General features: G+C 38.3%; 23 protein-coding genes. 11 read left to right on the top strand and 12 right to left on the bottom strand.

Going from position 1 to position 26,716, the window contains the following annotated elements:
* Nucleotides 1-51 precede the first annotated feature (51 nt).
* The 5 genes from CDOM16188_RS08450 to mqnE are packed head-to-tail and all read right to left on the bottom strand — an operon-like array spanning nt 52 to nt 4,755.
* A complete protein-coding gene (locus CDOM16188_RS08450) occupies nt 52-708 on the bottom strand; it encodes a Tfp pilus assembly protein FimT/FimU (protein WP_172201332.1) in 657 nt (218 codons plus the stop codon).
* A 2-nt stretch (nt 709-710) separates the two neighbouring features.
* Entirely contained in the window at nt 711-1,916 is a 1,206-nt protein-coding gene (locus CDOM16188_RS08445; RefSeq protein ID WP_172201330.1) for a glycosyltransferase family 39 protein, read from the bottom strand.
* 16 nt (nt 1,917-1,932) lie between these two features.
* Nucleotides 1,933-2,373, bottom strand: coding sequence for a phosphoribosyltransferase (locus CDOM16188_RS08440; RefSeq protein ID WP_172201328.1), 441 nt, complete (start codon nt 2,371-2,373; stop codon nt 1,933-1,935).
* Between the two features lie 11 nt (nt 2,374-2,384).
* The gene (locus CDOM16188_RS08435; RefSeq protein WP_172201326.1) at nt 2,385-3,677 is read right to left on the bottom strand and encodes an NCS2 family permease; all 1,293 of its coding nucleotides are present in this window, start codon (nt 3,675-3,677) and stop codon (nt 2,385-2,387) included.
* Nucleotides 3,678-3,690: 13 nt separating this feature from the next.
* Entirely contained in the window at nt 3,691-4,755 is a 1,065-nt protein-coding gene (mqnE, locus tag CDOM16188_RS08430) for an aminofutalosine synthase MqnE (protein WP_172201324.1), read from the bottom strand.
* Nucleotides 4,756-4,815: 60 nt separating this feature from the next.
* On the opposite strand from mqnE, the gene CDOM16188_RS08425 reads away from it, so the two are divergent.
* Entirely contained in the window at nt 4,816-7,356 is a 2,541-nt protein-coding gene (locus tag CDOM16188_RS08425; RefSeq protein WP_253908167.1) for an HD domain-containing protein, read from the top strand.
* 2 nt (nt 7,357-7,358) lie between these two features.
* Nucleotides 7,359-9,170, top strand: coding sequence for a glutamine--fructose-6-phosphate transaminase (isomerizing) (gene glmS / locus CDOM16188_RS08420; protein WP_172201322.1), 1,812 nt, complete (start codon nt 7,359-7,361; stop codon nt 9,168-9,170).
* Nucleotides 9,171-9,222: 52 nt separating this feature from the next.
* On the opposite strand, the gene CDOM16188_RS08415 is transcribed toward glmS, so the two are convergent.
* Nucleotides 9,223-9,711, bottom strand: coding sequence for a DJ-1/PfpI family protein (locus CDOM16188_RS08415; protein WP_172201320.1), 489 nt, complete (start codon nt 9,709-9,711; stop codon nt 9,223-9,225).
* Between the two features lie 121 nt (nt 9,712-9,832).
* Here CDOM16188_RS08415 and CDOM16188_RS08410 point away from each other — a divergent pair, with 121 nt between their 5' ends.
* Together CDOM16188_RS08410 and CDOM16188_RS08405 are read left to right on the top strand one after the other, a co-directional pair.
* Nucleotides 9,833-10,198: an HIT family protein gene (locus tag CDOM16188_RS08410; RefSeq protein WP_172201318.1), complete on the top strand. Its 366-nt coding sequence runs from the start codon at nt 9,833-9,835 to the stop codon at nt 10,196-10,198.
* Nucleotides 10,191-11,051 carry a cache domain-containing protein gene (locus CDOM16188_RS08405; protein ID WP_253908166.1) on the top strand — a complete coding sequence of 287 codons (861 nt, stop codon included), beginning with the start codon at nt 10,191-10,193 and terminating at the stop codon, nt 11,049-11,051. Before CDOM16188_RS08410 ends, CDOM16188_RS08405 begins: the two co-directional genes overlap by 8 nt.
* On the opposite strand, the gene CDOM16188_RS08400 is transcribed toward CDOM16188_RS08405, so the two are convergent.
* From CDOM16188_RS08400 to phsA, 5 genes are read right to left on the bottom strand one after another with little or no spacing between them, the layout of a single operon-like run.
* Nucleotides 11,048-12,127 carry a cell wall metabolism sensor histidine kinase WalK gene (locus tag CDOM16188_RS08400; protein WP_253908165.1) on the bottom strand — a complete coding sequence of 360 codons (1,080 nt, stop codon included), beginning with the start codon at nt 12,125-12,127 and terminating at the stop codon, nt 11,048-11,050. The genes CDOM16188_RS08405 and CDOM16188_RS08400 overlap by 4 nt on opposite strands.
* Before the next feature lie 28 nt (nt 12,128-12,155).
* Nucleotides 12,156-12,824 (bottom strand): response regulator transcription factor, encoded by a 669-nt coding sequence (locus CDOM16188_RS08395; RefSeq protein WP_172201316.1) that lies wholly within the window; start codon nt 12,822-12,824, stop codon nt 12,156-12,158.
* Between the two features lie 5 nt (nt 12,825-12,829).
* Entirely contained in the window at nt 12,830-13,801 is a 972-nt protein-coding gene (gene nrfD, locus CDOM16188_RS08390; RefSeq protein WP_172201314.1) for an NrfD/PsrC family molybdoenzyme membrane anchor subunit, read from the bottom strand.
* Nucleotides 13,794-14,363: a 4Fe-4S dicluster domain-containing protein gene (locus tag CDOM16188_RS08385; RefSeq protein WP_172201312.1), complete on the bottom strand. Its 570-nt coding sequence runs from the start codon at nt 14,361-14,363 to the stop codon at nt 13,794-13,796. Before CDOM16188_RS08385 ends, nrfD begins: the two co-directional genes overlap by 8 nt.
* Before the next feature lie 11 nt (nt 14,364-14,374).
* Nucleotides 14,375-16,675 carry a thiosulfate reductase PhsA gene (gene phsA, locus CDOM16188_RS08380; RefSeq protein WP_172201309.1) on the bottom strand — a complete coding sequence of 767 codons (2,301 nt, stop codon included), beginning with the start codon at nt 16,673-16,675 and terminating at the stop codon, nt 14,375-14,377.
* Nucleotides 16,676-17,080: 405 nt separating this feature from the next.
* Here phsA and CDOM16188_RS08375 point away from each other — a divergent pair, with 405 nt between their 5' ends.
* The 7 genes from CDOM16188_RS08375 to CDOM16188_RS08345 all read left to right on the top strand — a co-directional run bounded on the left by CDOM16188_RS08375 (nt 17,081) and on the right by CDOM16188_RS08345 (nt 25,943).
* Entirely contained in the window at nt 17,081-18,673 is a 1,593-nt protein-coding gene (locus CDOM16188_RS08375; protein WP_172201307.1) for an ABC transporter substrate-binding protein, read from the top strand.
* A 13-nt stretch (nt 18,674-18,686) separates the two neighbouring features.
* On the top strand, nt 18,687-19,694 hold the full coding sequence (locus tag CDOM16188_RS08370; protein ID WP_172201305.1) for an ABC transporter permease: 1,008 nt from the start codon (nt 18,687-18,689) through the stop codon (nt 19,692-19,694).
* Nucleotides 19,691-20,545 (top strand): ABC transporter permease, encoded by an 855-nt coding sequence (locus CDOM16188_RS08365; protein WP_172201303.1) that lies wholly within the window; start codon nt 19,691-19,693, stop codon nt 20,543-20,545. Before CDOM16188_RS08370 ends, CDOM16188_RS08365 begins: the two co-directional genes overlap by 4 nt.
* On the top strand, nt 20,545-21,399 hold the full coding sequence (locus CDOM16188_RS08360) for an ABC transporter ATP-binding protein (protein ID WP_172201301.1): 855 nt from the start codon (nt 20,545-20,547) through the stop codon (nt 21,397-21,399). The genes CDOM16188_RS08365 and CDOM16188_RS08360 overlap by 1 nt, the downstream gene beginning before the upstream one ends.
* Nucleotides 21,396-22,172, top strand: a complete 777-nt coding sequence (locus CDOM16188_RS08355) for an ATP-binding cassette domain-containing protein (RefSeq protein WP_172201299.1) — start codon at nt 21,396-21,398, stop codon at nt 22,170-22,172. Before CDOM16188_RS08360 ends, CDOM16188_RS08355 begins: the two co-directional genes overlap by 4 nt.
* A gap of 247 nt (nt 22,173-22,419) precedes the next feature.
* Entirely contained in the window at nt 22,420-25,491 is a 3,072-nt protein-coding gene (gene ccsA, locus CDOM16188_RS08350) for a cytochrome c biogenesis protein (RefSeq protein WP_172201297.1), read from the top strand.
* Nucleotides 25,492-25,499: 8 nt separating this feature from the next.
* Nucleotides 25,500-25,943 carry a fatty-acid--CoA ligase gene (locus CDOM16188_RS08345; RefSeq protein ID WP_172201286.1) on the top strand — a complete coding sequence of 148 codons (444 nt, stop codon included), beginning with the start codon at nt 25,500-25,502 and terminating at the stop codon, nt 25,941-25,943.
* Nucleotides 25,944-26,131: 188 nt separating this feature from the next.
* On the opposite strand, the gene CDOM16188_RS08340 is transcribed toward CDOM16188_RS08345, so the two are convergent.
* Nucleotides 26,132-26,659 (bottom strand): phosphatidylglycerophosphatase A, encoded by a 528-nt coding sequence (locus tag CDOM16188_RS08340; protein WP_172201284.1) that lies wholly within the window; start codon nt 26,657-26,659, stop codon nt 26,132-26,134.
* Nucleotides 26,660-26,716: the final 57 nt, after the last annotated feature.

The raw sequence follows: 26,716 nt of genomic DNA, 5'->3' as shown, positions 1-26,716 counted from the left end.
GATGAAAACTTTTTCTTATTCTTATAAAATTTATTTGAGTTTTTTGAAATACTACAAAGTAGGCACGGTAGCTCTAGTAAAGCCTGTTTCTCTTTCAATAGTTATAATACCGGTACGTCCGCTTCGAGTAGTTAATGATATAACACAATTTGTATTAAATAATCTATCGTGCTGTCTCGCAGCTCCTTGCATGGCACCATTTGGACGTCCAAAATTATCAAAAGATATGGTCTGTGTTCTATTGGCTCCACATCCATTAAATACAATATTTACTATATCAAATGTTCTAGTTAAATTTAAATTTTGCTTAATAGATGCGGCAGGATAACCTTGATTACCAAAACCTGAAGTTAATCTTTTTTGAGGATCCAATGGGTCTACTGCAATTTGATTTAATGCGTTTGGATTACCGCTATAGGCACCAGCATCTCTAAAAATAGTATATCTCCACATTCCAGCAGGCTCTCCCGTAACCGTTCCGCTATGAAACAATATCCTCCAATAGCCTCTAAACCAGTTACCGTCTGCTGTATTAAATCTATTATCCTGCATGGCAAGGTGTTGAGTGTATCTTATATGAGAGACAATCTGATCGACAGCTTCGGCAAGATTATCGCGCTCAAGTCTTGGTATAGCCATCGCAGCTAAAATTCCTATAACAACAATAACAACCACAAGTTCAATCATAGTAAAGGCTTTTTTAAGCATTTTTATCTCTCTTTGATATAGTTAAATTTAGCTATCGGCTTATTAAATTTTTCGATGGTTATATTAGCATATTTTTCTTTTATATCTAAATTTATAAGTTTATCTTTACCGTTTTCAATTCCATAAAATTTAAGTCTAAGTGCCAGCTTTTCGTCATCGGTATAAATTTTATCCACTCCTATTTTTTTAAGTTCTTCGGCTAGCTCTTTTGCCATATGATATTTGTAGGCAAAGTGTTTTTTTGGATTTTCTAAGAATTTATAAAAAATTTCATTAAATAGCGCAAAGTAAAAGCTGGCAACCAAAGAAATAGCAGTAAATGTGGCCAAAATTTTATAAAATCTCCTAAATACAGGCAATCTAACCCTATATGAGCTAAAAAAAACTCTTACTATCAAAGGAGTTGATATCACGCAAAACGGTAAAAAATTTTCAAGTTCAAGGCGCTGTCTTGAAGATAAAACTATACAAAGACAAAATGACGTAACGACAACAAACCAAAGCAAGCTCTTTTGCTCTTTAATCCAAATTCTATAGATAGCATATACAAAATAAAAAAATACAAAAGGTGAAAAAACAGCTGCAAATACGCTAACTGTATCTAAAAAATACCCCCTTGGCTTACCTCCTGTTTCAAAGCCGTGCAAATAAAAACAAAATCCAAATAAAATCGCGCAAATCCAAGCCAGTCTAGCGTCTCTTCTAAAAATTCCAAAAATAAAAAGCGACAAGAAAAAAACTAAAAACGACCCGCTTATAAAAGCAAGAACAATCAAAAGCAGATAAAAAGCTAAAATTTGCCTATTTTGATAACAATACAAAACAAGCAAGGTTAGCATTATAACGATGCCAGCGTCATTTACCAAGATCGCCGAAGCCAAGACTCCCGGCAGTAATATAAACATCGCTACGCTTATCACTCTATCGAATTTACGTTTTAAAATGGATTTTGAAATCTTATAAAGCAAAGCAACGCTTATAAGATGGCAGATCACAAAAGGAAGTCTTAAAGCATAGTCGTTTTGCCCGAAAATTCCGGTTGAAATTTTTGCAAGAAGGGCTGAAATTTGATCTGTATTATAAAAAATTTCAGCCTCGTAGTAGCTTATGCTAAGCGTTGAAATTCCATACGTCAAAAAAAGCACGTCTATAAAACATATAAAAAATATCAAAAACGTCTCAGAGCTTAGTACGGATTGCTTTTGCATCGTTTGCTTTATAAATTTATATATGAATATCCCAGAAAAACTCAACCCATTCGTGAGCTTCTTTTACCTTAAATTCAGGCAATATCAAAGCTTTTTGCTTGTAAAATACAGCCGCTATCTTGATATCAAGATGCGGATACATTTTTAAAAGCTCACGCTTAATCTCAACCATACTCTCTCCTGTGTCGATAATATCATCCACCAGCAAAATTTTAGTATAGTTAGTCAAATCAGGCACGTTAAATATATCGATAGTATCAAGCTTTTTAGTCTCTTCATAGTGAATCGAATTTAGCGTAAAGAGGTTTCGTTTGTTAAGTGCAACCGCAAGCGAGTGCCCTAAGGTAAGCCCTCCTCTAGCTATAGCCAAAATCACCTCTGGATCAAATTCGCTTCTTATCTCCTTAGCAAGCTCTCTTACATCTTTTTCAAATTCTTCATACGGATAATAAATCATACTCTCTCCTTTTATTGAACCCAAAATACTATAAAACTAATAAGCGCAAGGACGATTACGCCGACATTTATATGCTCAAACTCTTTTCTTAAAAGCCTAACTATCAAATACGCCAAAAATCCGCAAGAAAGTCCATTGGTAATCGAGTAAGTAAGCGGCATAATAACTACTATCAAAAACGCGGCAACGCTTATGGCGGGATCTTTGAAATTCACATGCGCAAGCTCGCTAAACATAAGCACGCCAACCATTACAAGCACGGGATACACTGCATTTGAAGGGATGGCTTTAAAAAGAGGAAGCATAAAAATAGTAAGCACAAACAAAAGTCCGCAAAATACCGCAGTAAGACCTGTTCTGCCGCCCTCTTCCACGCCGCTTGCACTCTCTACGAAAGAAGTTGTAGTACTAGTTCCCACCAAAGACCCCACTACCGTAGCTACGGCATCGGCCTCAAGAGTCTTTTCAAGCCTCTTTATGCCTTCATCGCTATGCTCATCAAATATCCCTGCTCTATTTCCTACCCCGGCAAGCGTTCCTACCGAGTCAAAAAGATCGGTTACGAAAAATGTAATGATAACAGGCAAAAGAGCAAGAGAAAAGGCACTTGCTATATCAAGCTCTAAAAATATAGGCGTGATGGATGCAGGTTCTGAGAAAAATTCTTTCGGATAAGGGGCGATTTTAAAAACCCAAGCGATTATGGAGGTGGATAGTATGGCAAGTATAAAAGCACCTTTTACTCTCCAAGCCCAAAATGCGATAACAAAAAGCAGTCCTATGAGACCTAGCATTACATTTGTATCTTTTAAATTTCCAAGCCCTACGAGCACGGCGTCGTTATTTACGACTATGCCCATTTGCTGAAGTCCAATGAAGCTTATAAACACGCCTATACCCGCACTTATAGCTCGGCGAAGGTCGATAGGGATTGATTTTATAACCCAAATTCTAAAATTCGTAAAAGAGAGCGCTAAAAATATAATACCCGAGATAAAAACCACTCCAAGCGCAGTCTGCCAAGGAATCTTCATGCCGATTACAAGACCGAAGGTAAAATAAGCGTTTAATCCCATTCCAACGCTCATCGCAACAGGAGTGTTCGCCCAAATTCCGTTAAGTGCGGTTGCAAAAAACGTTATAAGCGCAGTCGCCGTTATAAGCGCATCCATAGGCATACCGGCTTGACTCATGATGATAGCATTTACGGGTACGATATACATCATCGTTAAAAACGTCGTAAGTCCGGCATTTAGCTCTTGCTTGACGCTAGTGCCGTGCTCCTTTAGCTTAAAATAATCCATTCTTTCTCCTCTTTCAATAAATTTTTAACTCATTATAAAGACTATCGCGCTCCACCGGAATAAAGCCCGAGCTTTTTATAAGCTCTATAAAGCTTTTCATATCCATTCCTCTTGCGCTTTTTGCGCCTGCTGCGCTTTGAATGCTCTCTTTTTGGATAGTGCCGTCAAGATCGTCTGCGCCAAATTCTTGCGCAACCATCGCCAAATTTATCGTAGAAGTAGCCCAATAAGCCTTTATGTGAGGCACATTATCAAGCACAAGACGCGATATAGCCATAGTTTTTAAAATTTCAACCGAGCCTATAAATTTGCTAACTTTTATAAAATTATTATCGCGCTGATAGACAAGCGGGATAAAGGCGTTAAAGCCTTTTGTGATATCTTGTAAGTCGCGAATTCTAAGCATATGATCAATCCTGTGAGCTTCGTTTTCCACATGACCAAAAAGCATTGTGGCGTTGCTCAGCCTTCCTTTTTCATGCCAAATTTTATGAATTTTAAGCCAGTTTTCGCTACTTACTTTGCCTTTGCAAATTTTAGCCCGAATTTCTTCGTCAAATATCTCGGCTCCGCCTCCGGGCATACTATCTACACCGTATTCGACCATCTTTTCTACTACTTCTTCATAGCTTAAGCCGTGATGACGAGATAAGAAATCAATCTCTGCCGCAGTTAGCGCTTTGACGTGCAAATCAGGATAGCTTTGCTTAATTTTTCTAAAAATTTCAAGATACCACTGCCAGCTTGTATGAGGGTTGTGCGCCGAGACGATATGTATCTCTTTGGCGCCGTTTTTTACGCTGGTAGCGACATCTGCCATAATTTCATCGTGACTCATCGTGTAAGGATTTGGATTTTTCCTATGCGAAGAAAAAGCGCAAAATTTGCAAACATCAGCACAGATATTGGTCGGATTTATGTGGCGATTAACGTTAAAAAAAATCTTCTTGCCGTGCATTTGCTTGCGTTTGATATTAGCGAATTTACCCAAAGTAAAGAGATCAAGCTCGTAAAGCTTTAAACACTCTTTGCGAGAAAGTCTATCGCCGCTTTGTAGTTTTTCAATCAAATTTGTCAATTTTACTCTGTCCGTTTTTTAGAAATAATAGAGCGATTATAGGTAAAAAAAGCTTTGTTTTTGCAAAATTTTAGTATGATTTATGAAAATTTCAGAAAGGCGCGTATGCAAAAAACGGCTTTAAAGAAGGAAAAAATAGACTTTTTAGAGCTAAAAGAGAGATTTAAAAATTACGAGATAAATTTAAAACAAGAGCTTAAAAAACTACAAGGAAAAGGCTTTGTAAATTTCATCTCAAAAGAGAGCGATGAGCTTATAAAGCTCTGCTTAAATGCTGTTTTAAATGAAATTTTTGAAGACTTCCTGCCCGATCTTGACAGAATTCCCATCTGCATAATCGCAACTGAAAAATACGCTCAAAATTTAGTAAGCCTTAACTCCGTGCTTGAAATTTTAGTAGTCTATAAAAATTCAAGCGGATTTAACGTAAGGCAAATTTTAAAGCTCGTTTTAAAAGCTCTTAGCGAGTGCGGACTAAATTTAAATATCAAAACGGCAGAAGTCGGCGAGATAATAAAAAATTTTAAAAACGACTTCAAAGCCAAAGCCGCACTTAGCAAAATTAGATTCATAGCAGGCTCGAAATATATGTATAAGCTCGCAAGGGCTGAAATTCACGTGGCAAGAGAGCATGACAGGCAAGAGAATTTAAAACACTATATGAAAATTTTCGGCGCGTTTAACGAGATAAAAAACCTTAATCAAGAGCCGAATTTAAAATCGGATTTTGGCGGAAGCGATGAAATTTATTATCTGACTTGCGCACTAAACGGCTTTGAAAATGAGATAAGTCTGCGCTCACAGATGCTTAAATTTATCGACGAAAAGGAGCTTAGCTCTTTAAATTTGGCGATTGATTTTATACTTTGCATAAAATCGGCTCAAAATTTACTATTAAATTCGGATCATTTTAGTTCGCAAAATTTAAGCCAGATAACGGCTTTAATGCAGACAAAATCCAAAAAAACGCAAGAAACAACTAGCATCATCTCTCAAAAACTGCTTAGCTGTATGCATACGGTTGGTATTTACGCAAGATATCTTACAAGCTCGTTTTACCGCTCAAATTTCACTAGCCAAGCAAGCTTTAACGAGCTAAAAACGGCAAGACTTAAAAATGGATTTTATAGAATCGAAAACACCGTTTACACTCCGCTCAAAAAGCGCCCTACAAGCTTAAATTCGGTGCTTTTAGAACTTCTTGAGCTTGGAGATATGGACTATAAATTTGACATAAGTGCTATCTTTTACATAAAACGCGCAGTCGCAAAAAAAGGCGAAAGCGAAAAAACGCTTGCAAATTTCAAAAAACTTTTGCAGAAAAACAACAGCCACTGCATAATAAAAGCGCTACTTGACGCAGGAATTTTGCTAACCATCGTAAAGCCGATGGAGCACACAAGACACCTTGCGGTATTTGACGGATATCATAAATTTAGCGTCGATGAGCACTGCGTAACTAGCCTTAAATTCCTTGAAAACATAAAAGATAAATTTATAAAATCCCTATACGACGAGCTTTGCGTAGAAGGCAAAACTATGCTAAAGCTGGTTGCTCTTCTACATGATGTGGGCAAGGGCTTGCCGGGCGATCACAGTATAACGGGAGCAAATATATTTAGAGCCTACGCAATGAAGCTAAATTTAAGCGCAAAAGCCGTAAATATAGGCGTAACGCTGGTTAGATACCATACTCTTATGAGCGATACGGCAAACCGTGAAGACATCTACAATCAGCGAACTATTTTTAGCTTCATATCAAAGCTAAACGACAAGCAGACCCTAAAGCTACTTTATATCCTTACTTACTGCGTGATAAACGCAACCAACGAGAAGCTTTATAATCCTTATATAGCAAGACTTTTGAAAGAATTTTATCTCATCTCGCTTGAGAGCTTTGAGGATGAAAATTTGCTTGATGAAGCGACAAGAAGGGCTAAAAAAGAGCATAGCATAAGGCGAAATCCGGAATTTATAAAACTTAGCGCAAATTTAAAAGATAAGATATTTTCCATTCCTTCAAATTTGCTCTTTATCAAGTATCAGCCTTCAGATATCATAAATATCGCAAATTTGGCGCAGTCTTCAAACGAACTGAGCGTATTTACGCAAAATCATCAAAATTTTAGCGTTAAGATTATCATAAAATCTCATCCTAATTTGGCTTTAGCGCTTTCAAATTTAGCTCATTTAGATCTTGCCCATATGGAAATTTTTGAACTGTTTGACGATAAATTTTATATAAGGCTTGAATTTAATAAAAATGTTCGCACAAGCGAGCTTGAAAGCGTTAGAAATTTAATCACGCTTTCGCTTGAAAGTAATAACAAAATCAATGTTTCAAAGCCGACAATACTAAAAGAGGAGCTTAGTTTTGATACTAATCATTCAAAAGATTACGCTAAACTTTGCATAAACGCAAAAGATCAGCGCGGGCTTATGGCTTACGTGATGATGGTTTTTGAAAATTTGGGTATAAAAATCGCAAGCGCAAGAATTCAAACCATCAAAAATCGCACGCGAAATCTATTTTTAATAGAGAAGTCAGACGTCACGCCGTATAATGAAAATAAAATTTTAAATCTACTAATAAGTGAGTAAAAATGTGTGGAATCGTAGGATACATAGGCAATCAAGAGAAAAAAAATATAATTTTAGGCGGCTTAAAAGAGCTTGAATATAGAGGCTATGACTCTGCGGGAATAGCGGTAATGAGCAATGATGACATATCTTATTTTAAGACCGTAGGCAAGCTTGAAAATTTAGTCCAAAAGTGCGAAAATTTTAGCTCAAGCGGCTTTGGTCTAGCTATCGGACACACGCGTTGGGCGACACACGGAAAGCCTACGGAGATAAATGCGCACCCGCATATCGGCGAGCACTCTTTCGTAATTCACAACGGCATCATAGAAAACTATAAAGAGATAAAAGATGAGCTTGAGGCAAAAGGGGTTAAATTCCTAAGCCAGACCGATACGGAAGTGATAGTTCATCTATTTGAAGAAATTTTAAAAGAAAGAAAAGATGTTTTTGAAGCTTATAAGGCTACTATAGCACGCCTTGAAGGCGCTTATGCGACACTTTTAATAACCAAGCTTGAGCCAAATAAGATATTTTTTGCTAAAAACGCGGTGCCTTTAATAATCAGCAAAAACAAAGACGGCGAAGTATTTTTCGGCTCATCGGATGCGGCTCTTATAGGCATTTCGGATGAGGCTATCTATCTTGAAGACGGAATGTATGGCTATGCAAGGCTTAATGATATAAATATATTTAAAAATGGTAGCAAGTTAAATTTATCCTTCGTAAAACTGCCTCAAGATAAGGCTTATGCTCAAAAAGAAGGGTATAAATTCTTTATGGAGAAAGAAATTTACGAGCAAAGCAGCGTCGTTACCGAAACATTAATGGGGCGAATTAAAGACGAGCAGGTAAAACTCGAAGAGCTTCAAGAGGGCTTTTTAGAAGGTATTAGCGACATCATATTTTGTGCTTGCGGTACGAGCTATCACGCCGCGTTTGCTGCAAGCTATCTATATGAGCGCATCGCAAAAATTCGCGCTAAAGTCGAAATAGCAAGCGAATTTCGTTACCGAGAGCCGATTTTAAATAAAAGCTCGTTATTTATCGTCATCTCTCAAAGCGGCGAAACGGCAGACACTCTTGAAGCATTAAAGATAGCCAAAAATGCAGGACTTAAGACTATAGCTATCTGCAATGTCGATAACTCCTCTATCGTCCGACTTGCCGACACCGCGATATTAACTCGCGCAGGCATAGAAAAGGGAGTTGCCAGCACAAAAGCCTTTGCAACGCAAGTCATCACGCTTTGGCTGCTCTGCTTGCAAATTGCGCAAATTAGGCAAACGATAGATAAAAATATGCTAAAAGACGAGATAAAAGCCCTGCTTCACATACCGCAAATTTTAAATATCAAAGATGATTTACAAGAAAAAATTCGTAGGCTCTCTAAGCATTACCTGCACGGACACGGATTTTTCTTTATCGGCAGGGATATCTTTTATCCGCTTGCACTTGAGGGCGCACTTAAGCTAAAAGAGATAAGCTATCTGCACGCAGAAGGCTATCCTGCCGGCGATATGAAGCACGGACCTATCGCGCTTGCCGATGAAAAGCTATTTACGATCGCCCTGCTTCCAAAAACTACTCTTTATGAAAAGAGCAAAAGCAACGTAGAGGAGCTTGCCGCAAGAGACGCTTATATACTAGTTATAAGTCCTGAGGAGTTTGAATTAAGTGATGATTTTATCAAAACAAGCAAGCAGACTCATCCTATGAGCGAGTTTTTTGAGATGATGATAATCCTTCAAATTTTTGCTCTTGAGATCGCGGTTAGGCTTGGAAATGACGTGGATATGCCAAGAAATTTGGCTAAAAGCGTAACGGTCGAGTAAATAACCATCAAAGCTAAAGCAGAAGTAGAAAAATCCGCTTTGGCTTTTAAATTTAGTTGATGCCTAAAATTTCAGTCAGCTTTTCTTTCGCCTCTTTACTCCACTCGCAAATCGTCAAAATTTCGTCGTTTTGACAGATTTTCTCTTCACTAAATTCGCAGTATTCTTTAAGCGCATTTTTATATCCCGCCCTTACGCAAGCTTTTTTGCCTTCTAAAAATCCCGCTCCTGCGTAGATGAGAGTTCCCAAATCAAAGGCTATTTTAAGCTTTGCGCTTGATGCACTTTTAATCCAGCTTAAAAATATCTCATCGTATCTAAGTCCAAGCGCGCCCATACCGTCAGGCACTATCACGCAATCATACCCGTAAAGGCTTTCACCGTAAATTTCAGGCGAAATTTTAAGTCCATGCTCATCTACTATCTCGCTTTTAAAAGCGCAAATTTTCACGTTACTTCTTAAATCGGTCGAAAACATCTGCCAAATTTGAGCGAAACTTAATAAATTAATCTTATCGTAAATCACAATTGCCGTCTTCATAATTATTCCTTTTTGATAAGTATAGGTTTTAAAAGATTAAAATTCAATTCTGCAAATTTTAACCCTTTTCTTAGCCAAATAAACATAAAATAAAACCTAATTAGCAAACAAAGGCTTAGCCATGATATATCAAGATGATTTTATATTTATAGAGCGTGAAGAGAGCGAAATTCCTTGGATTAAAATTTTCACTAAAACTCCTTTTGTGGAGCTTAGCGACTGCGATGAAAGGACTAGAAACAGGCTATTTGAAGCGCTACTTATCGCCGAAAAAACTATGATAGAGTTTTATAAACCCAAAAAGATAAATATCGCAAGCTTTGCAAACTACGTCCCGAGAGTTCATCTGCACGTTATGGCGAGATTTCAAACCGATAGCTTTTTCCCGGAGCCGATGTGGGGCAAAAAACAACGCGAAGGCAAGCTGGATTTGCCAAGCTTTAGCGAATTTTGCGAAATTTTAACAAGAAAGCTAAAAAATGAATAAAAAATTCGCCTTTATAACCGCATTTGCGGCATTTGCCTTGATGTGCTTTTTGATATTTTACTGGATAGAGTATGAAAAAGAGGTTGAGATAGAAAATATCAAAAAATTTCTTGATTTTCAAACGCAAATTTTAAACAAAAACATAGAGGAAGAAAAGCTCTCAGCAATGACGGTTGCGGTGCTTCTATCAGAAAGCGAAAATATCAAAAAGTGCTTTTTAGAAGATAATAGAACTCACTGCATGCATACTTTGCACGATTTTACTCACATGCTTGAAAAAGTGCCGATATTTAAAAACGTCAGATTTCACCTTCATACGCCGGAGCTAAAGAGCCTTGCAAGAAGTTGGATACCTATGTATAACGACAATCTTTCGAGCTTTCGCTTTATGCTAAAAGAAGCCAAAAAAGGAGTCGTAGCAGGCATAGAAACAGGTAGAGCCGGAGCTCTTATAAGATCTGTTGCGCCCGTTTTTAAAGATAATAAAATTTTAGGAAGCGTTGAAGTCTTGCTTGATTTTGGACATCTGAGCGAATTTTTTCTAGATCAAGGAGTTGATCTCTTTGTGCTGCTTGATAAGTCCTCAAGCTCGCCTTACCAGACAGAAGAAGAAAGCGGCATAATCCAAAACTACCATCTTATAAATAAAGAGTATGCGAATTTAAACGTATTGCCAATACTAAAAGACATTGATTTTAAAGATAATCAATTTTACAAATTTGACAATCACAACTTCGCTATAAAGCCTATGCTTGATTCTCAAAACAAGCGTATAGGCTACTTCGTGATATACTTTAACTCAAATCAAAAGGAGAGAAATTTATCGAAATTAAACATCTGGTTTAAAAACTAATCAAGCAGATGTTTTGAGTAAGGAGTGAATTTATAAGTAAATTTGCTGCCCTTACCCAGCTCTGAAGTTACGCTATAGCCGACGCTATTTTTCACACAGATACTTTGGACGATATTTAACCCAAGCCCAAAGCCTCCTTGAACTCCCTCGTCTCTAACGTAGCGTTTCCAAATTTTATTCGTATCTTTTATCCCTTCGCCAAAGTCCTCCACTTCAAATATAATCCAATCGTCTTCAAGCTTTAAAGTTACGTTTATAACGCTTCCCGGAGAGCTATATTTAACCGCGTTACTAAGGTTATTATCCACTATCCTGCCCGCTTCTATCTTGCTCATAAAAATTTTTAGATCAGGCTCTATAAAGTCGTAAATTTTAATGTTTTTTGACATGGCAAAGCCTCGCATATAGCGCGCTCTTTCAAGACAAAATTCGCTGAAATTTAAAATTTCTGGCGGAAAGAGTATGTAGCTGTGTTTTATATAATACTCGACATCTTCATAGGTTATTTGCATCTGCTTTAGGGCTGAGCGCATTCTGGCCGTGTACTTGTTGTCGATATTAAGCATTTCTAAATTTATGCCGACTACTCCAAGCGGGGTTTTAAGTTCGTGCATAGCGTCATTAAAAAAGCTGTTCATATATTTTTTAGCGTCTTTATAGGGCTTTACACTACTTACAAAAGACAGATAAAGAGTGAAAAAAACAACTATCAATATAAACACGAGCATTAGCGTAGCTATGAAAAATATCCTTGCGCTGTTTTGTTTTTTGGATATTACAAGATAGTAAATTTCATCTTTTATCTTAAGGTAGCTTTTGTAAAATAGATAGCCGTTTTCCTCTTTGGTGATGAATTTTAGATTTTTTGGCGTGATATCCAAATTTGAAATGATCTTTTTTTCTCTCAGATCAAATATCGCGTATCGATATATTAACGATGAGGGAATAGCTTCGTTTCTTTCTAAATTTTGGCGAATTTCGCCCTCATACTCCATAAGCTCAAAGATATTTTTAGAGTATTCGTCTTTCATGCTTAAATTTATGATCTCATAGCTTTGAAACAAAAAAAGAGTCATGATCGCCAAAGTGGCGAAAATAGGGATTTTAAGGCTTTTTAACATTAATCTTATAACCAAGCCCGCGAGATGAAACTATGAAATCAGCCTTGGTTTTTTGACGAATTTTACGCACGTGCATACGAACATCTGCAGGATCTACATCCTTATCGCCCCAAACTTCCGCGCGCAGAGTTTCAAGAGAAACGAAGCTGTTTTTGTGATACAGCAAGCACTCTATAAGCATTATCTCTTTTGCGCTGATATCAATTACTTCGCCTTCAAATTTAAGCTGCTTTTTAATAAAATCAAAAACAAATCCGCCCTCTATCGCGAGCAAATTTTTATCGTCCGTTCCGTGATATTTGCGCATAAGCTCATTTACTCTAAATTTCAGTTCGGCTAATTCAAAAGGCTTTTTTAGATATTCATTGCAGCCAAGCTCGTAGCCTACGGCCATATCGTTTATATCTACAAGCGAAGTGGTTATCATAATGGGAGTTTCAAGACCGATGTCTTTTGCGTATTTTATAACTTCGTGTCCGCTTATATGCGGAACTTTAATATCAAGTATGAGCAGGTGGTAGAAGTTATTAGCGATCTTGTCGCAAGCCACCTGCCCGTCGGGCGCCTCGTCAACCTCATAGCCTAAGGCCTGAAGATACTCCGAGACGCTCTCTCTATAATTAAAATCATCCTCTAAAAGTAGGATTCTCACTTCTATTAAGCTCCTGTAAAGACTTGTCCCGCATACACGATATAATATCTAAGCAAGATAACACCGCAAATTATAACCAATGAGTTTACTACGATGTAGCCAACTCTGTAAGCGTGATTTTTAAGTGCGGTAGCTGCGATAATTATCGGAGTAACAAGTCCTATGCCTACAACTCCTATCCAAAATATCATAGCGTAATGTCCGGTAGTAAGAGCTTGCTTAGCCACTACAGCACTTGTTCCGCCTTCGAAATGAAGACCTAGGAAAAGAATCGCTATCAAAGGTATCTCAAATAAAACCGCTCGCAAATCCAGCACAAGCAAGTATTTTACATTTTCTTTATTGATTAGGTGCTTAAAGCATGTCATTCCTACTAAAATATTTGCCGCTACGCCTGAGCTAAATCCTGAAGTTAGGAATAAGATCGGAAGTATAGGCGTATTCCAAAGCGGAAGTTTATAAACCGCACTTAGCAAGAAGCCTGTGTAAATTCCAACTCCTATCGCCATTAAAAATAGTATCGTTTCAATGGTTTTAGCAAGAGGTGCAAATGAGCGTATTACTCTTGATACCGGGCGTAATAGCGAAAAGATTGCGTATTTTTCTATCTCTTTTTCAAAGATAATTATCGCAAACAAAAACGCAAACGGCGTATAGATAAGTAGCAATGCAACACCTATTGACATAACAGAGCCAAAGTTATACTTAATCAAAATCCAATAAAAACTAAGCGGCTTACCAAGATCAAGCACAAGCAAAGCTAGACCCACGCAGATAGTTACGGGGGCTACTATGGCGCCCGCTTTTACCATCGCGTCCCAAATGGTATCGTTTTCTTGTTTGTGATAGTTCCACTTAACTAAAAGCGCAACCATCATAGAGCCTGCTGAAAGACCCGCTAAAAACAGATAGACCGCAATCGGCCACGGCCAGTAAATTTCGTGATATTGAGCTACGCTTCCCCACATATTATTCATGGCTTCCTCCTTTGCGGTTTGCTATCATAGCTAGTTTTGGTCTAGTTTTAAGCTCGGCTTTTGGATAGTAGTGAGCCTTATCGTTTAAAATTTTGCTAACTTCGCTATTTGGATCATTTAGATCACCAAATGCAAGCGCGTCTGTAGGACATACGGTAACGCAAGCAGGTTGTTCGCCTTTACTAACTCTTGTTTCAAAACAGAACGTACATTTACCCACTTCACCGGTACCCGGCTCAACGTATCTTGCATCGTAAGGACAAGCAAGAATGCAGTATTTACAGCTTACGCAGGTGCTGTGATCCATTAACGTAAGTCCATCTTCTGTCTTAAAGCTAGCTCCCGTAGGACATACGTCTACACAAGGGCTATCTTCGCACATAACGCAACTGTTTCTTATAAAATCCGTCTTTAAATTTGGAAACGTTCCGCTCATTTTTGCATGAACTTGAAGTCTATAAACTCCGTTTGGAACGTTATTTTCACTTCTACAAGCTACCGAACACGCTTGGCAACCTATACAAAGGTTTTCGTTATGAACCATTCTATATGCTTTTTTCATCTCACTCTCCCTTAAGCTTTAACTATATCAACGCCGACGTTTGTAACCATCGTAGAGCACACCGGACCTGCTTCAGGATTTAGAAGCTTACTTTGGTTTGTTCCCATTCCGTCCGTTCGTTTAAGACCTGCAGACACGTGTCCAAATCCATGATACAAGAATAATGTATCTTCTCTAATACCTTCGGTTACAAATATAGTTGCTTTATCTTTTGAAAATTTATTTTGCAAGAAGACCTTATCGCCTGTTTTTACACCATATTTTTTAGCTGTTTTTGGATTTATCCATACAGGAGATTCACTCATTAAATCATTCAAGAACGGAACGTTTTGAGTGTGACCGTTAGTATGGATAGGAGTTTTTCCTGTCATGATAGCAAGCTCATGTCCTGCGTAAACATCCATATCTTTAACGTTATCTTCCATATTTCCTAAACAGCCGTAAGTAGGAAATTGCGCATCAACCTTTTCACTAAACAGTTCGATTTTTCCACTCTCTGTTTTAAATTTCACTTGAGAATCCATAAGTCCGTTTTCACCTACAAATTTCTCTGCATGAGGGAATTTCTTAACAAAATTTTTAACGCTGTCTTTTTCTCTGAATAAAATTCCAGGCACTTTCCAAGTCACATATCCGTCTTTTGCAAGTTGCGCTAGTAGCTCGGCGTTACCTTTAACTTGCTGCATTCTCCATTCATCCATAGTGTTGTTTGTATATTTTTCATCTATTTTCATGCGTCTTGCAAGCTCTCTAAAGATATCATAGCCATTTTTTGTATCACCTACAGGATCGATTACTTTATTTCTTATCATATACGCAGGTTTTTGGCTTGATTTATCTTCAATTCCTTCATCTCTTTCAAGATATGTGCTTTCAGGCAAGATAACGTCTGCATAGATTGAAAAGTCATTCATATAAACGTCAGAGCTTACTATAAAGTCAAGCTTTTTAAGGCTTTCTATCGTTTTGTCCGTTCCTGCAACGTTTATCATGTGGTTAAATCTGATATTAAACCAACCTTTTATAGGATAAGGCTTTTCGCTCATTATGGCATCAGGAATTTCCATCAAAACGCCATGGCTTCTGCCTACGAATTTATTTCTTCCGTCTTCGCCAGCTGCATCAAGTCTTGGAGTTTTTGGAACTTTTATAGCCGCATCAGGGTTTGTAATGCCAGGTATTAGCTCCTCGCCTGCTAAAGAGTTGTATTTTTTGGCGTTTTTGCCACCGAAAATTCCGCCCTTTTTCTCCCAGTTGCCCATCATCGCATTTGCAACCATGATAGCTCTTGTGCGGATGTATTCAGCCTTTGCGGTTGTTGTTTTATGACCAAAGTCAATAATTACTTTTGGAGCGGCTTTCCAAATTTCACCCGCGATTCTCTCAACCGTTTTAGCAGGAATTCCGGTAATTTTCTCTTGCCACTCAGGAGTTGTATCTTTAGTGCTTTCTACGACTTTATCAAAGCCGATTGTAAATTTCTCGATAAACTCTTTATCGTAAGTTCCGTTTTTAATCCATGTATGAATAAGCGCTAGTACAAACGCTAGGTCGGTTCCAGGTTTTACAGGAAGCCACTCATCGGCTTTAGCGGCTATAACGCTAAATCTTGGCTCAAGAACCAATAGTTTAGTATCGTCTTTTTCAGCCATTTTCGCAACCTTTTTAGTGTCTGATATAACGATACCCTCAAAGAGGTTGTGACCGAAATTTACGATATATTTTGCATTTCCGAAGTCTCTTTTTAATCTTCCGTCTCCATACATATGCTCACAGACCATTCTGTAAGTTATCGGACAACAGGACATGTGAGAAAAGCAGTTTGGCGAGCCGTATGCGCTTGCAAAAGTTGTCATAAGTTTATGAGTTTGGCTTGATTTTGCGGTAAACACAAAGCTCTCAGGACCATATTTTTCTTTGATCTCAAGCATTTTTTTAGCCACAAGATCAAGAGCTTCGTCCCAGCTTGCCTCACGCCATTTATTTTCACCGCGCTCACCTACTCTAATGAGAGGTTTTACAAGTCTTTGCGGATCGTATAGTTGATTGTGACCCGCGCCGCCTCTTGCGCAAACCGAAGTTGCAGTTCCGCTAACTTTGCCGTTTCCTTGTATAAAGATGTTTTTGCCATCCACTACTTTAGCTTCGATAGGACAGCGAGTCGAACACATCTCGCAAAAACTATAAGCTACCCTCTCTCCGCCTTCCAATGCTTTAGCGCCGACCGCACCCAAAGTGCCGGGAGCATAAGTCATAGCTAAAAAACCGGTTGCCGTGGAAGCCTTCAAGAAATTACGTCTTGATTTGTTCATATTTCCTCCTCATTAAATTTTAATTTGATGAAATCATAAAATAACTGCGTAAATTATGCGTAATTTTTTCATATCATATTTAGTAGTTAATTGATAATTATTATCTTGTAAAATCTCGTTTTTATCGCATTTTTATAAAAATAAATTTAAAATTTCTTGCGTAAATTTAAAATTTATTTATTTTCATTTTTTTGTAAAATTGATATTTTTTAAGAATTTAAACAGGTTTATTCATATTTGATTTGTATAGTGTAAATTTGTTACTAAAGTTACTAAAATATAACAAAAATTAACATATTGTAAATTTTTTTGATAAATTTAGCCCATTTTATGCGCTACCAAAAAGCTTTTTTGATACAATCTGGCACAGAATGCAAATTTAATTTACGATAAAGGAGAGCCAAAATGAAAAAGCTTACGATGCTTTTAATGCTTTTTTGCGCTAGTTTGTTGCTTGCCGAACCAAAATACGGCGGCACACTTGTCTTTGGACGCAGCGGTGACGCTACTGCTATGGATCCAGCTCACACTACCGACGGCGAGAGTATATTTGTAACAGACAATATATTTGACAACCTAGTTCAGTTTAAATACGGTTCAACCGAGATAGAGCCCGCTCTTGCAAAGAGTTGGGACGTAAGTGCGGACGGACTTGAATATACGTTTTACTTAAGAGAGGGTGTGTATTTCGCTCCGACCAAATTCTTTAAGAAAAAAGTGGAATTTACCGCGGACGATGTAGTGTTTTCATTTAAACGCCAATTTGACAAAAGTCATCCTTTTGCAAAAGTAGGCGGCGCTTATGAATACTGGATAAATATGGACATGGACAATATCGTAAAAGATGTTGTAAAGGTAGATAAATACACGGTCAAATTTCTTCTTAAAAAGCCTGAAGCTCCGTTTTTGGCAAACATAGCCATGGATTTTGCCGGAATTCTTTCAAAAGAGTATGCTGAAGAGCTTATGAAAAACGGTAAAGCCGAGGATTTAAACCGCCTTCCTGTAGGAACTGGTCCGTTTGTCTTTGAAAAATGGATAAAAGACGATCGCGTTATACTTACGGCAAACAAAGAATACTGGGGCGGCAGACCGTATCTTGACAGAGTTATTCTTCGCGTTATACCAAACGCTTCGGTTCGCACAGCAGAGCTTAAAACCGGTCAAATTCAAATTTTAGAGCAGCCAAACCCTGCCGAAGTAAAAGATCTGGCAAAAGATCCTAACGTAAAACTTATCGAAAAAGAAGGTATGAACGTAGGCTATCTTGCTATGAATACAAATAGAGAGATGTTTAAAGACCTAAGAGTTCGCCAAGCCATAAACCATGCGGTTAATAAAAAAGCTATCGTAGATGCGGTATATGAAGGTTTCGGCAAGGTTGCATATGCTCCGATTCCACCGAATTTATGGAGCTTTAATGATAATATCACCAAATACGAATATGATGTAGAAAAAGCAAAAGCCCTTCTTAAAGAGGCGGGGTATGAAAACGGATTTGAGGTTACGCTTTATGCTATGCCGGTATCAAGACCGTATATTCCTGACGGTAGAAAAGTGGGCGAAGCTATCCAATCAGACCTTGCAAAAGTAGGCATAAAGGCTAAAATAGTAAGCTACGACTGGGTAACATATCTTGATAAGACTAAAAATTTAGAGCATGATATGTGCTTGCTTGGCTGGACGGGAGATAACGGAGATCCGGATAACTTCTTAAATATCCTTTTAACCTCTCATGCGGCAAACGTCCCTGCGCAAAACTATGCGGCTTGGAAAAATCCTGAATTTGACAAGCTCGTAGCAAAAGCGAAAGAGACAAGCGATGTAAACGAAAGAACAAAGCTTTATCAAGAGGCTCAAGAGGTATTTGCCAAAGATGTTCCTTGGGTGACATTGGCAAATTCGGTTAATGTAGTGCCGGTAGCTAAATTCGTAGAAGGATTTAAGATAGACCCTGTAGGCAAAAGAAGATTTAAAGAAGTATGGTTAAATAAATAAAAAGAAGGCTTAATTGTTACGTTACATTATAAAGAGGTTTTTATGGGCGATACCCGCACTTTTTGGGGTGTCGCTCCTTGTATTTTCTATGGTTCACCTAACTCCGGGTGAGCCTGCTTTGGCAGTTTTAGGTGAACGGGCTACAAAAGAAAGTATTGAGAAATTTAATGAAGAAATGGGCTTTAATAAGCCTTTAACCGAGCAATATATAAGTTTCGTCACTAAATCTCTCAAAGGCGATTTTGGAAATTCAATCAAGACCAAGCAGCCCGTCTGGGACGAATTTATAGAGAGATTTCCGGCTACAGTAGAGCTTGCTACGATAGCTATGCTATTTGCTATTATTATAGGTGTCACAGCCGGTATAATATCTGCTGTAAAAAGATACAGCACTTTTGATTACGCTTCAATGTTTGTTGCGCTTGCAGGCGTTAGTATGCCGATATTTTGGCTTGGATTGATGCTTATTTATTTTTTCAGCGTGAAGCTCGGATGGCTACCCGTATCAGGAAGGCTCGGGTATGAATTTTACGTTGAGCAAGTTACGGGATTTCATCTTATAGATACGCTTTTAGCAAACGATATAGAAGCTTTTAAAGACGCACTTAAGCATCTTGTGTTGCCTGCTTTTGCACTTGGAACTATTCCCATGGCGATAATCGCAAGAATGTCGCGAGCAAGTATGACTTCCGTGCTAAAAGAAGACTATATAAGAACGGCAAAAGCAAAAGGATGTAGCTCGTTTAGAGTTATTATCTCGCACGCCCTTAAAAATGCTTTAATGCCTGTTATTACTGTTATCGGGCTTATGTTTGGAACTCTCTTTGCAGGAGCCATTTTAACAGAGACCACGTTTTCTTGGCCCGGTATCGGCAAGTGGCTAGTAAATGCCGTTTATCAGCGAGATTTTCCGATTATCCAATCAGCCACTCTTATAATCGCAACTATATTTATTGTTATAAATTTGATCACCGACCTACTCTATGCGGTCATAAATCCAAAAATCAGGCTTGGCCAATGAGCAACCAACTAATAAAACAATTTACTAAAAACTACTTTGCTATGTTTGGTCTATTTATAGTTTTAGTTCTTGTCTTGTGTGCTATATTTGCGCCTCTCATAGCTCCATTTGATCCAAACGAGCAAAATTTGGCAATGCGCCTTTTGCCACCTATTTATGAAAACGGAGTAAATTCGGCTTATATACTAGGGACCGATGATTTTGGAAGAGATCTTTTATCGCGCATCATATATGGCGCAAGAGTTTCCATAATGATAGGATTTATATCCGTCGTTATATCTCTTGCTATAGGACTCTTGCTTGGAATTTTAGCAGGTTATTACGGCGGGCTAATCGATCTAATCATAATGCGAATTGTTGATATCATGCTTGCAATCCCTGCGATCTTGCTTGCTATCGTTATCGTAGCTATCCTTGGACCAAGTTTATATAACGCCATGATAGCTATCGGCATAGTCGGAATTCCAACTTACGCAAGGATAATAAGAGCAAGCGTGCTTGCCGAAAAAGAGAAAGAATACGTCATAGCTTCTCGCATAAACGGCTCAAGCGATCTGAGACTAATGCTACTGGTTATCTTGCCAAACTGCCTAAGTCCTATCATCGTGCAAGCCACTATGGGCTTTGCTAGCGCGGTGCTAGAAGCGGCGGGACTGAGCTTCCTTGGACTTGGCGCGCAACCTCCGCTTGCAGAATGGGGAGCAATGCTCTCAAATTCACTCCAATACATCACGACGGCTCCTTGGATGATATTATATCCTGGTCTTGCGATATTTCTAACGGTGCTTGGATTTAACCTTATCGGAGATGCTCTAACAGATGCGCTTGATCCGAAGCTAAGGAGTAGATGATGCTACTTGAAGTTAGAAATTTAGAGGTCGGATTTGAAAGCGAGCTAGGCTATACAAAAGCGGTAAACGACCTAAGCTTTAGCCTTGAAAACAATAAAACTCTTTGCATAGTCGGAGAAAGCGGCTCAGGCAAAAGCGTAACAAGCCTAAGCATAATGAGACTACTTGATAAAGAGGCGCGTATAAAAAGGGGTGAAATTTTATTTAACGGCACAAATTTACTAAGCCTCAAAGAAAGCGGTATGCGAAATATCAGAGGCTCTCAAATCGCTATGATATTTCAAGAGCCGATGACTAGCCTAAATCCTAGCCTAACAATAGGCTATCAGATAGATGAGGCGCTAAAGCTTCACCAGCCAAATTTAAGCAAGAAAGCGCGAGCTTTAAAAGTAATCGAAAGCCTTGAGATGGTCGGCATAAAAGAGCCTGCAAAGCGCATAAAAGAGTATGCTTTTAAGCTTTCAGGCGGTCAGCGCCAACGCATAATGATAGCCATGGCTATGGTCTGCAAGCCCCAACTTCTTATCGCGGACGAGCCCACAACGGCACTTGACGTAACTATACAAGCTCAAGTTATCGAGCTTATGAAAAATTTACAAAGAGCAAACAATATGGCAATTTTATTTATCACGCACGATCTTGGCGTCGTTTCAAATATCGCTGATGACGTGATAGTAATGTATAAAGGTCAAATCGTTGAAAGCGGCGGAGTAAAAGAAGTATTAAAAGACCCGCGACATCCATATACAAAAGCTCTTATGGGATCGATTCCAAAAGAGGGTGAGCGTAAAAAGAGGCTTGAATTCGTCGATGAAAATATCAATTATTTAGAATTTAAAAAAGAGATAAGATGAACCTTTTTGAGATTAAAAATTTAAAAAAATACCACACGATAAAGACCGGAATTTTAAAAAAAGAGGTTATAAAAGCGGTTGATGACATAAGTTTTGAGCTTAGAAAAGGCGAAATTTTAGGCATAGTCGGCGAAAGCGGTTGTGGCAAATCAAGCACTGCAAAACTTCTAATAGGGATTGATGAGCCTACAAGCGGACATATCATCTACAAAGATAAAGACAAGGCGAAATTTGATAAAAACGATCTGAAAAATTTTAGAAAAAATGTTCAGATGATCTTTCAAGATCCTTATTCCAGTCTAAATCCGCGCTGGAACATAGGAAAAATCATATCAGAGCCGCTAGTGCTAAATACTGATTTAAGCAAGGACGAGATCAAAGGCGAAGTGCTAAAGATCATGAAAAAGGTAGGGCTTAAAGAGGAGTGGTACCACCGCTACGCCCATCAATTCTCAGGAGGACAGCGTCAGCGCATCGGAATCGCTCGCTCTCTTATCCTGCGTCCGGAAGTCATCATCTGCGACGAACCTGTAAGTGCGCTTGATGTAAGCATTCAAGCTCAGGTTTTAAATTTACTTCTTGATTTGCAGGATGAATTTGGGCTTACTTATATCTTTATAAGTCATGATTTAGGTGTGGTTGAGCATATAACGGACAGAATTTTAGTAATGAATCACGGCAAAATAGTTGAAAGCGGTGATGTGGATGAAATTTTCAGCTCGCCTAAGAATGAATTTACAAAAACTTTAATGAAAGCCATACCTAAAATTTAATTTTTATTTTTTATAAATCTTGTTAAAACAGAAGTAAATTTTCAAATTTCAGGCTATTTTGCGCCGAATTTAGCCTGTTTTTAATATGTGTTATCAAATTTAAATCTCACAATTATAAATCTCTCTTAAAAAATGATACAAAATAATCTAAAAATATTAAAATTCGTTACATATTAATAACTAAGCGCAGAAATTTTTAAAGAAATATTGTTATAATGTGCCATTTGATAATTTAAAAAGGATAATAATGAGAGGGGTAAAATCTATATTTTTTAGTATGACTTCAGCTCTTATATTGTTGCTTTTGTTTGCTATCGCAAGCGGTCTTGCTACGTTTATCGAGACTTATTACGATACTAAAAGCGCATGGGCTGCGGTTTATGGTGCAGGCTGGTTCGCTGCGATCCAACTGCTTTTAGGTATAAATTTAGCTTACAATATCTACCGCTACAGGCTTATTGATTCTAAAAAACTTCCCGTTTTTATATTTCACCTTAGTTTTCTCTTCATGTTGCTAGGCTCTGCCATGACGCGCTATCTTGGGTTTGAAGGCAATATTCATATCAGAGAAAATACTGCCGAAAACACAATGTATGAGATGGGCTCAAAGATAACTATGGAGACCAAAAAAGACGGTAAGGAGTTTAAAGTAGCCATTCCAAAGCAGATAACTTCAATGAGTCCGAACGAATTTGATATGAGCCTTGATATAGAAGGCAAAAAAGCGAATCTAACATACAAAGCCTACTATAAAAGTGCTGAATTTGAGTATTTTGAATCTAGTAGCGGCGAAGCTTTGATAGAGCTTGTAGTTTCAGATACGCAAAACCGAGAAGAAGTAGCTCTAAGACCGGGTAGTGTTAGAGAGCTTGGAGGAGTTAGCTTTGTATTTAACACCGAGCCGACACTTGAAAAATTCGTGCAGTTTGAATACAAAGACGGCAAATTTAGTATGAATTCAAGCCACAATATCGGCTATTTTATTATGGCGTCAAATGACAAAGGCGAATATGCCGCAAAGGACAAGGTTGAGTTCTTGCCTAGCCAGCTTTATACGATAGGAACGATAAATTTCGCTCCGAGAAAAATTTTAGAAAAGGCCGACAGAAGGCTTGTTAGCAAAAATGGCGATTTTGACGCGATTGTGGCAAATTTAAGCTTTGAGGGCGAAAATAAAGAGGTGATCCTTTATGAAAACCACGTTATTCCGGTCAATGAAACCGTAGGAGGACAAGACTTTACGCTTACATGGGGCGCTCAACCTATAGTGCTTCCGTTTTCTCTTTACCTAAAAGACTTTGAGCTTAAACGCTATCCCGGATCAAATTCTCCGATGAGCTACTCAAGCGACGTAGTAGTGCAAGATAGTCAAACCGGCAATTACGACTATAAAATTTACATGAACCACGTGCTAGATCATGCAGGATATAGATTTTTCCAAAGCTCTTACGACATGGACGAAAAAGGTACTATACTTTCTGTAAATAAAGACCCAGGCAAAATTCCTACTTACCTCGGATACTTCTTGCTTGGAGTCGGGTTATTTTTTAACGTAGTAAATCCTCATAGCAGATTTAGAAAACTTGCAGAACTTATAAATCAAGACGCCATAAAGAAAGTAGCGAGCCTACTTGTTATATTTGCCGCCTGTTCATTTACGCCAAGCGCTGAAGCTTACGAAGCTCCAAACATAAATGCAGATCATGCAAAAGAGCTTTCAACCGTCATAGTTCAAAGCGCAGACGGTCGCATGAAGCCTTTTGATACGATAGCAAGAGAAATTTTAAATAAAGTTCATAGAAAAGATACTATAAACGGTATGAACGCAAATCAAGTCATGCTTTCGATGATGGTAAACGCTCCATACTGGCGTGAAATCCCGATAATAGCGATTCACAACAAAGATCTTAAAAAGATGATAGGCGTAGATGAAAATGCAAAATACGCTAAATTTAACGACTTTTTTACCTATGATCAAAATACAACCAAAAGCACATATAAGCTAACCAAATATGCCGAAGAAGCCAACAGAAAGCGTCCTGCGGAAAGAGGAACTTTTGATAAAGACGTCCAAAAAGTGGACGAGAGACTAAATATACTTTATATGGTATTTGTAGGTGAAATTTTCACGATGTTTCCAAAGATAGACGATCCTAACCATACTTGGTATGCGCCGGCCAGTGCGATGATGTATTTTCCCAAAGAGGAAAGAGAGCCGATTAGTAGAATTTTACAAGATTATTTTACGGGCGTAAGCGATGCGAGCAGAAGCGGCAACTGGAGCGTGCCAAACAGAGCGCTTGCAGAAATAAAAACATACCAAGAAGAGCACGGCTCGGCGGTAATGCCTACTAAAAAACGCATAGATATGGAAATTTTATTTAACAAATATAAAATTTTTGATTCTCTAACGCCATTTTACCTATTAGCGGGCTTTGCTCTGCTTATATTCGTATTTATCAAGATGGCTCGCCCTAGACTTAACATCAACTGGATGTTTAAGATAGTTTATTCTGTTAATATCCTAGCCTTTTTGATACACACGGCAGGACTAGGACTTCGCTGGTATATCTCGGGGCACGCACCTTGGAGTAATGCGTATGAATCAATGATCTACATCGCTTGGGCGTTAAGCCTTTCTGGTATCGTATTTTCTCGCCAAAGCCCTATCGCGATGGCGCTTACTTCGATTCTAGCAGGCATTACGCTATTTGTGGCTCACCTTAGTTGGATGGATCCGCAGATCACTACTCTTGTGCCGGTGCTTCAGTCGTATTGGCTAACTATCCACGTATCTGTTATAACGGCTAGCTACGGATTTTTAGGACTTTGTTCTCTGCTTGGAATGTTTTCGCTTATACTATTTATATTCCAAGGCAAAAAAGAGAATAAAGAGATATCAAGAAACATCCTTGAAGCAACACGTATCAACGAAATGGCGATGATATTAGGTCTTAGCCTTCTTACGCTTGGAAACTTCCTTGGGGGCGTTTGGGCAAACGAAAGCTGGGGAAGATACTGGGGTTGGGACTCTAAAGAGACTTGGGCACTCGTTTCCATCTTGGTTTATGCAGTAGTTTTACACATAAGATTTGTTCCAAAACTCAACAACCAATACGCTTTTGCGGTTAGCTCGATGTTTGCTTATTGGGCTATCATAATGACTTATTTTGGCGTAAATTTCTATCTAAGCGGTATGCACTCGTATGCGGCGGGCGATCCGGTGCCGGTGCCTGATTTCGTATGGATAACTATGCTTATAATGGCAATAATAGCTATCGCGGCATACTTTAGAAAGTCGCCAAACGTAAGACTATAAGGAATAATTTGGATACCAAATCCATAGTTATAATATCACTGATAATAGCAGTAGCGGCGGTCATCGCCATACTGCTATTGATCGTATTTAAGTTAAGAAGAACTCCTCAACCAAAGCCTAAAGTATCAAGCGAGCCTACTTTAAAAACGGATGAAAATATCAACTTAAATTCCTTGCTTGATATAGTAGCAAACAAATCCTCAACCAAAGACGAGCTGTTTGGCGCGCTTAAAATTTTTACTGATAAATTTAGCATACCCTCTAAACAAAACGGCAAAATTCCAAATGAAGCAAAAGCTTATCTAAGCCTTATCCTCCTTCTTGCAAGCCACTCAAATGCCGATGCGAAGCTAATAGCGTTCATGAACAACGAACTAAAAAAGAAAAATCCAACCTATGCAAACGAGATAGAACTATACGAAGAGCAAGGCAAAGCAAGGCGCAGGAAGTAAATTCCGATAGTTCATTACAGCCTATTAGATGCTTAAATTAAGCCTACGCATCTTACATCTTAACAACTCTAACCTTTAAAATACGATTAATTTATAAAAAGATAGCAAAAAGAAAAATGCAAAAATTAAATTCAGTTGTCAAATTTGCAATACAGGCATAAATTTCTTCAAATTTATGCCTACTTAGTCTATTTTAAAATTCCCTCTATCATATTTGGCACTTCGTAAAACGGCATTTGAAGGTTGATCCATTCGTAATCAAGTCCAGATTTCACAAGTAGCGCATAAGTAATCGCGCTCATCAAAGCGGCAAAAAAGCCCGCTAGCATATCATCGCCCATTACACCAAGTCCGCCCTTAACTCCCCTATCAACCCGCCCGATAATGGAAGGCTTCGTGATATCTAAAATTCTAAAAAACACTACCGATAAAACAAACTGAACCACCGTAATAGAACTCATCGAAAGCGCAAGCCAAACTCCTGCAACCTCGTCTATAACGATACTTTTATCATCATGCGCGCCCGTTTGCTCTTCATATTTATTTATAACACCGATACTTGCGGCAAACAGCAAAATAGACGACAAAAATAGCGTCTCAGGAGGCAATACAACCAGTATAAGATAAGCCGCCAAGGCTCCTGCGATACTCCCTACGGTGCCGGGCGCTTTTGGACTAAGTCCCGTATAAAAAAAGGTTAAAAATAGTTTTTGCATAAATTTCCTTAAAATTATTAAATTTCCGGCTTTATATCCAAGGTAAAACCTAACCAA

The organism is Campylobacter sp. RM16188 (genome assembly GCF_012978795.1).
GTDB classification, from domain to species: Bacteria; Campylobacterota; Campylobacteria; order Campylobacterales; family Campylobacteraceae; genus Campylobacter_A; species Campylobacter_A canis.
The sequence above is the reverse complement of the archived record's forward strand: the minus strand, read 5'-3'. Positions and strand labels throughout refer to the sequence as shown.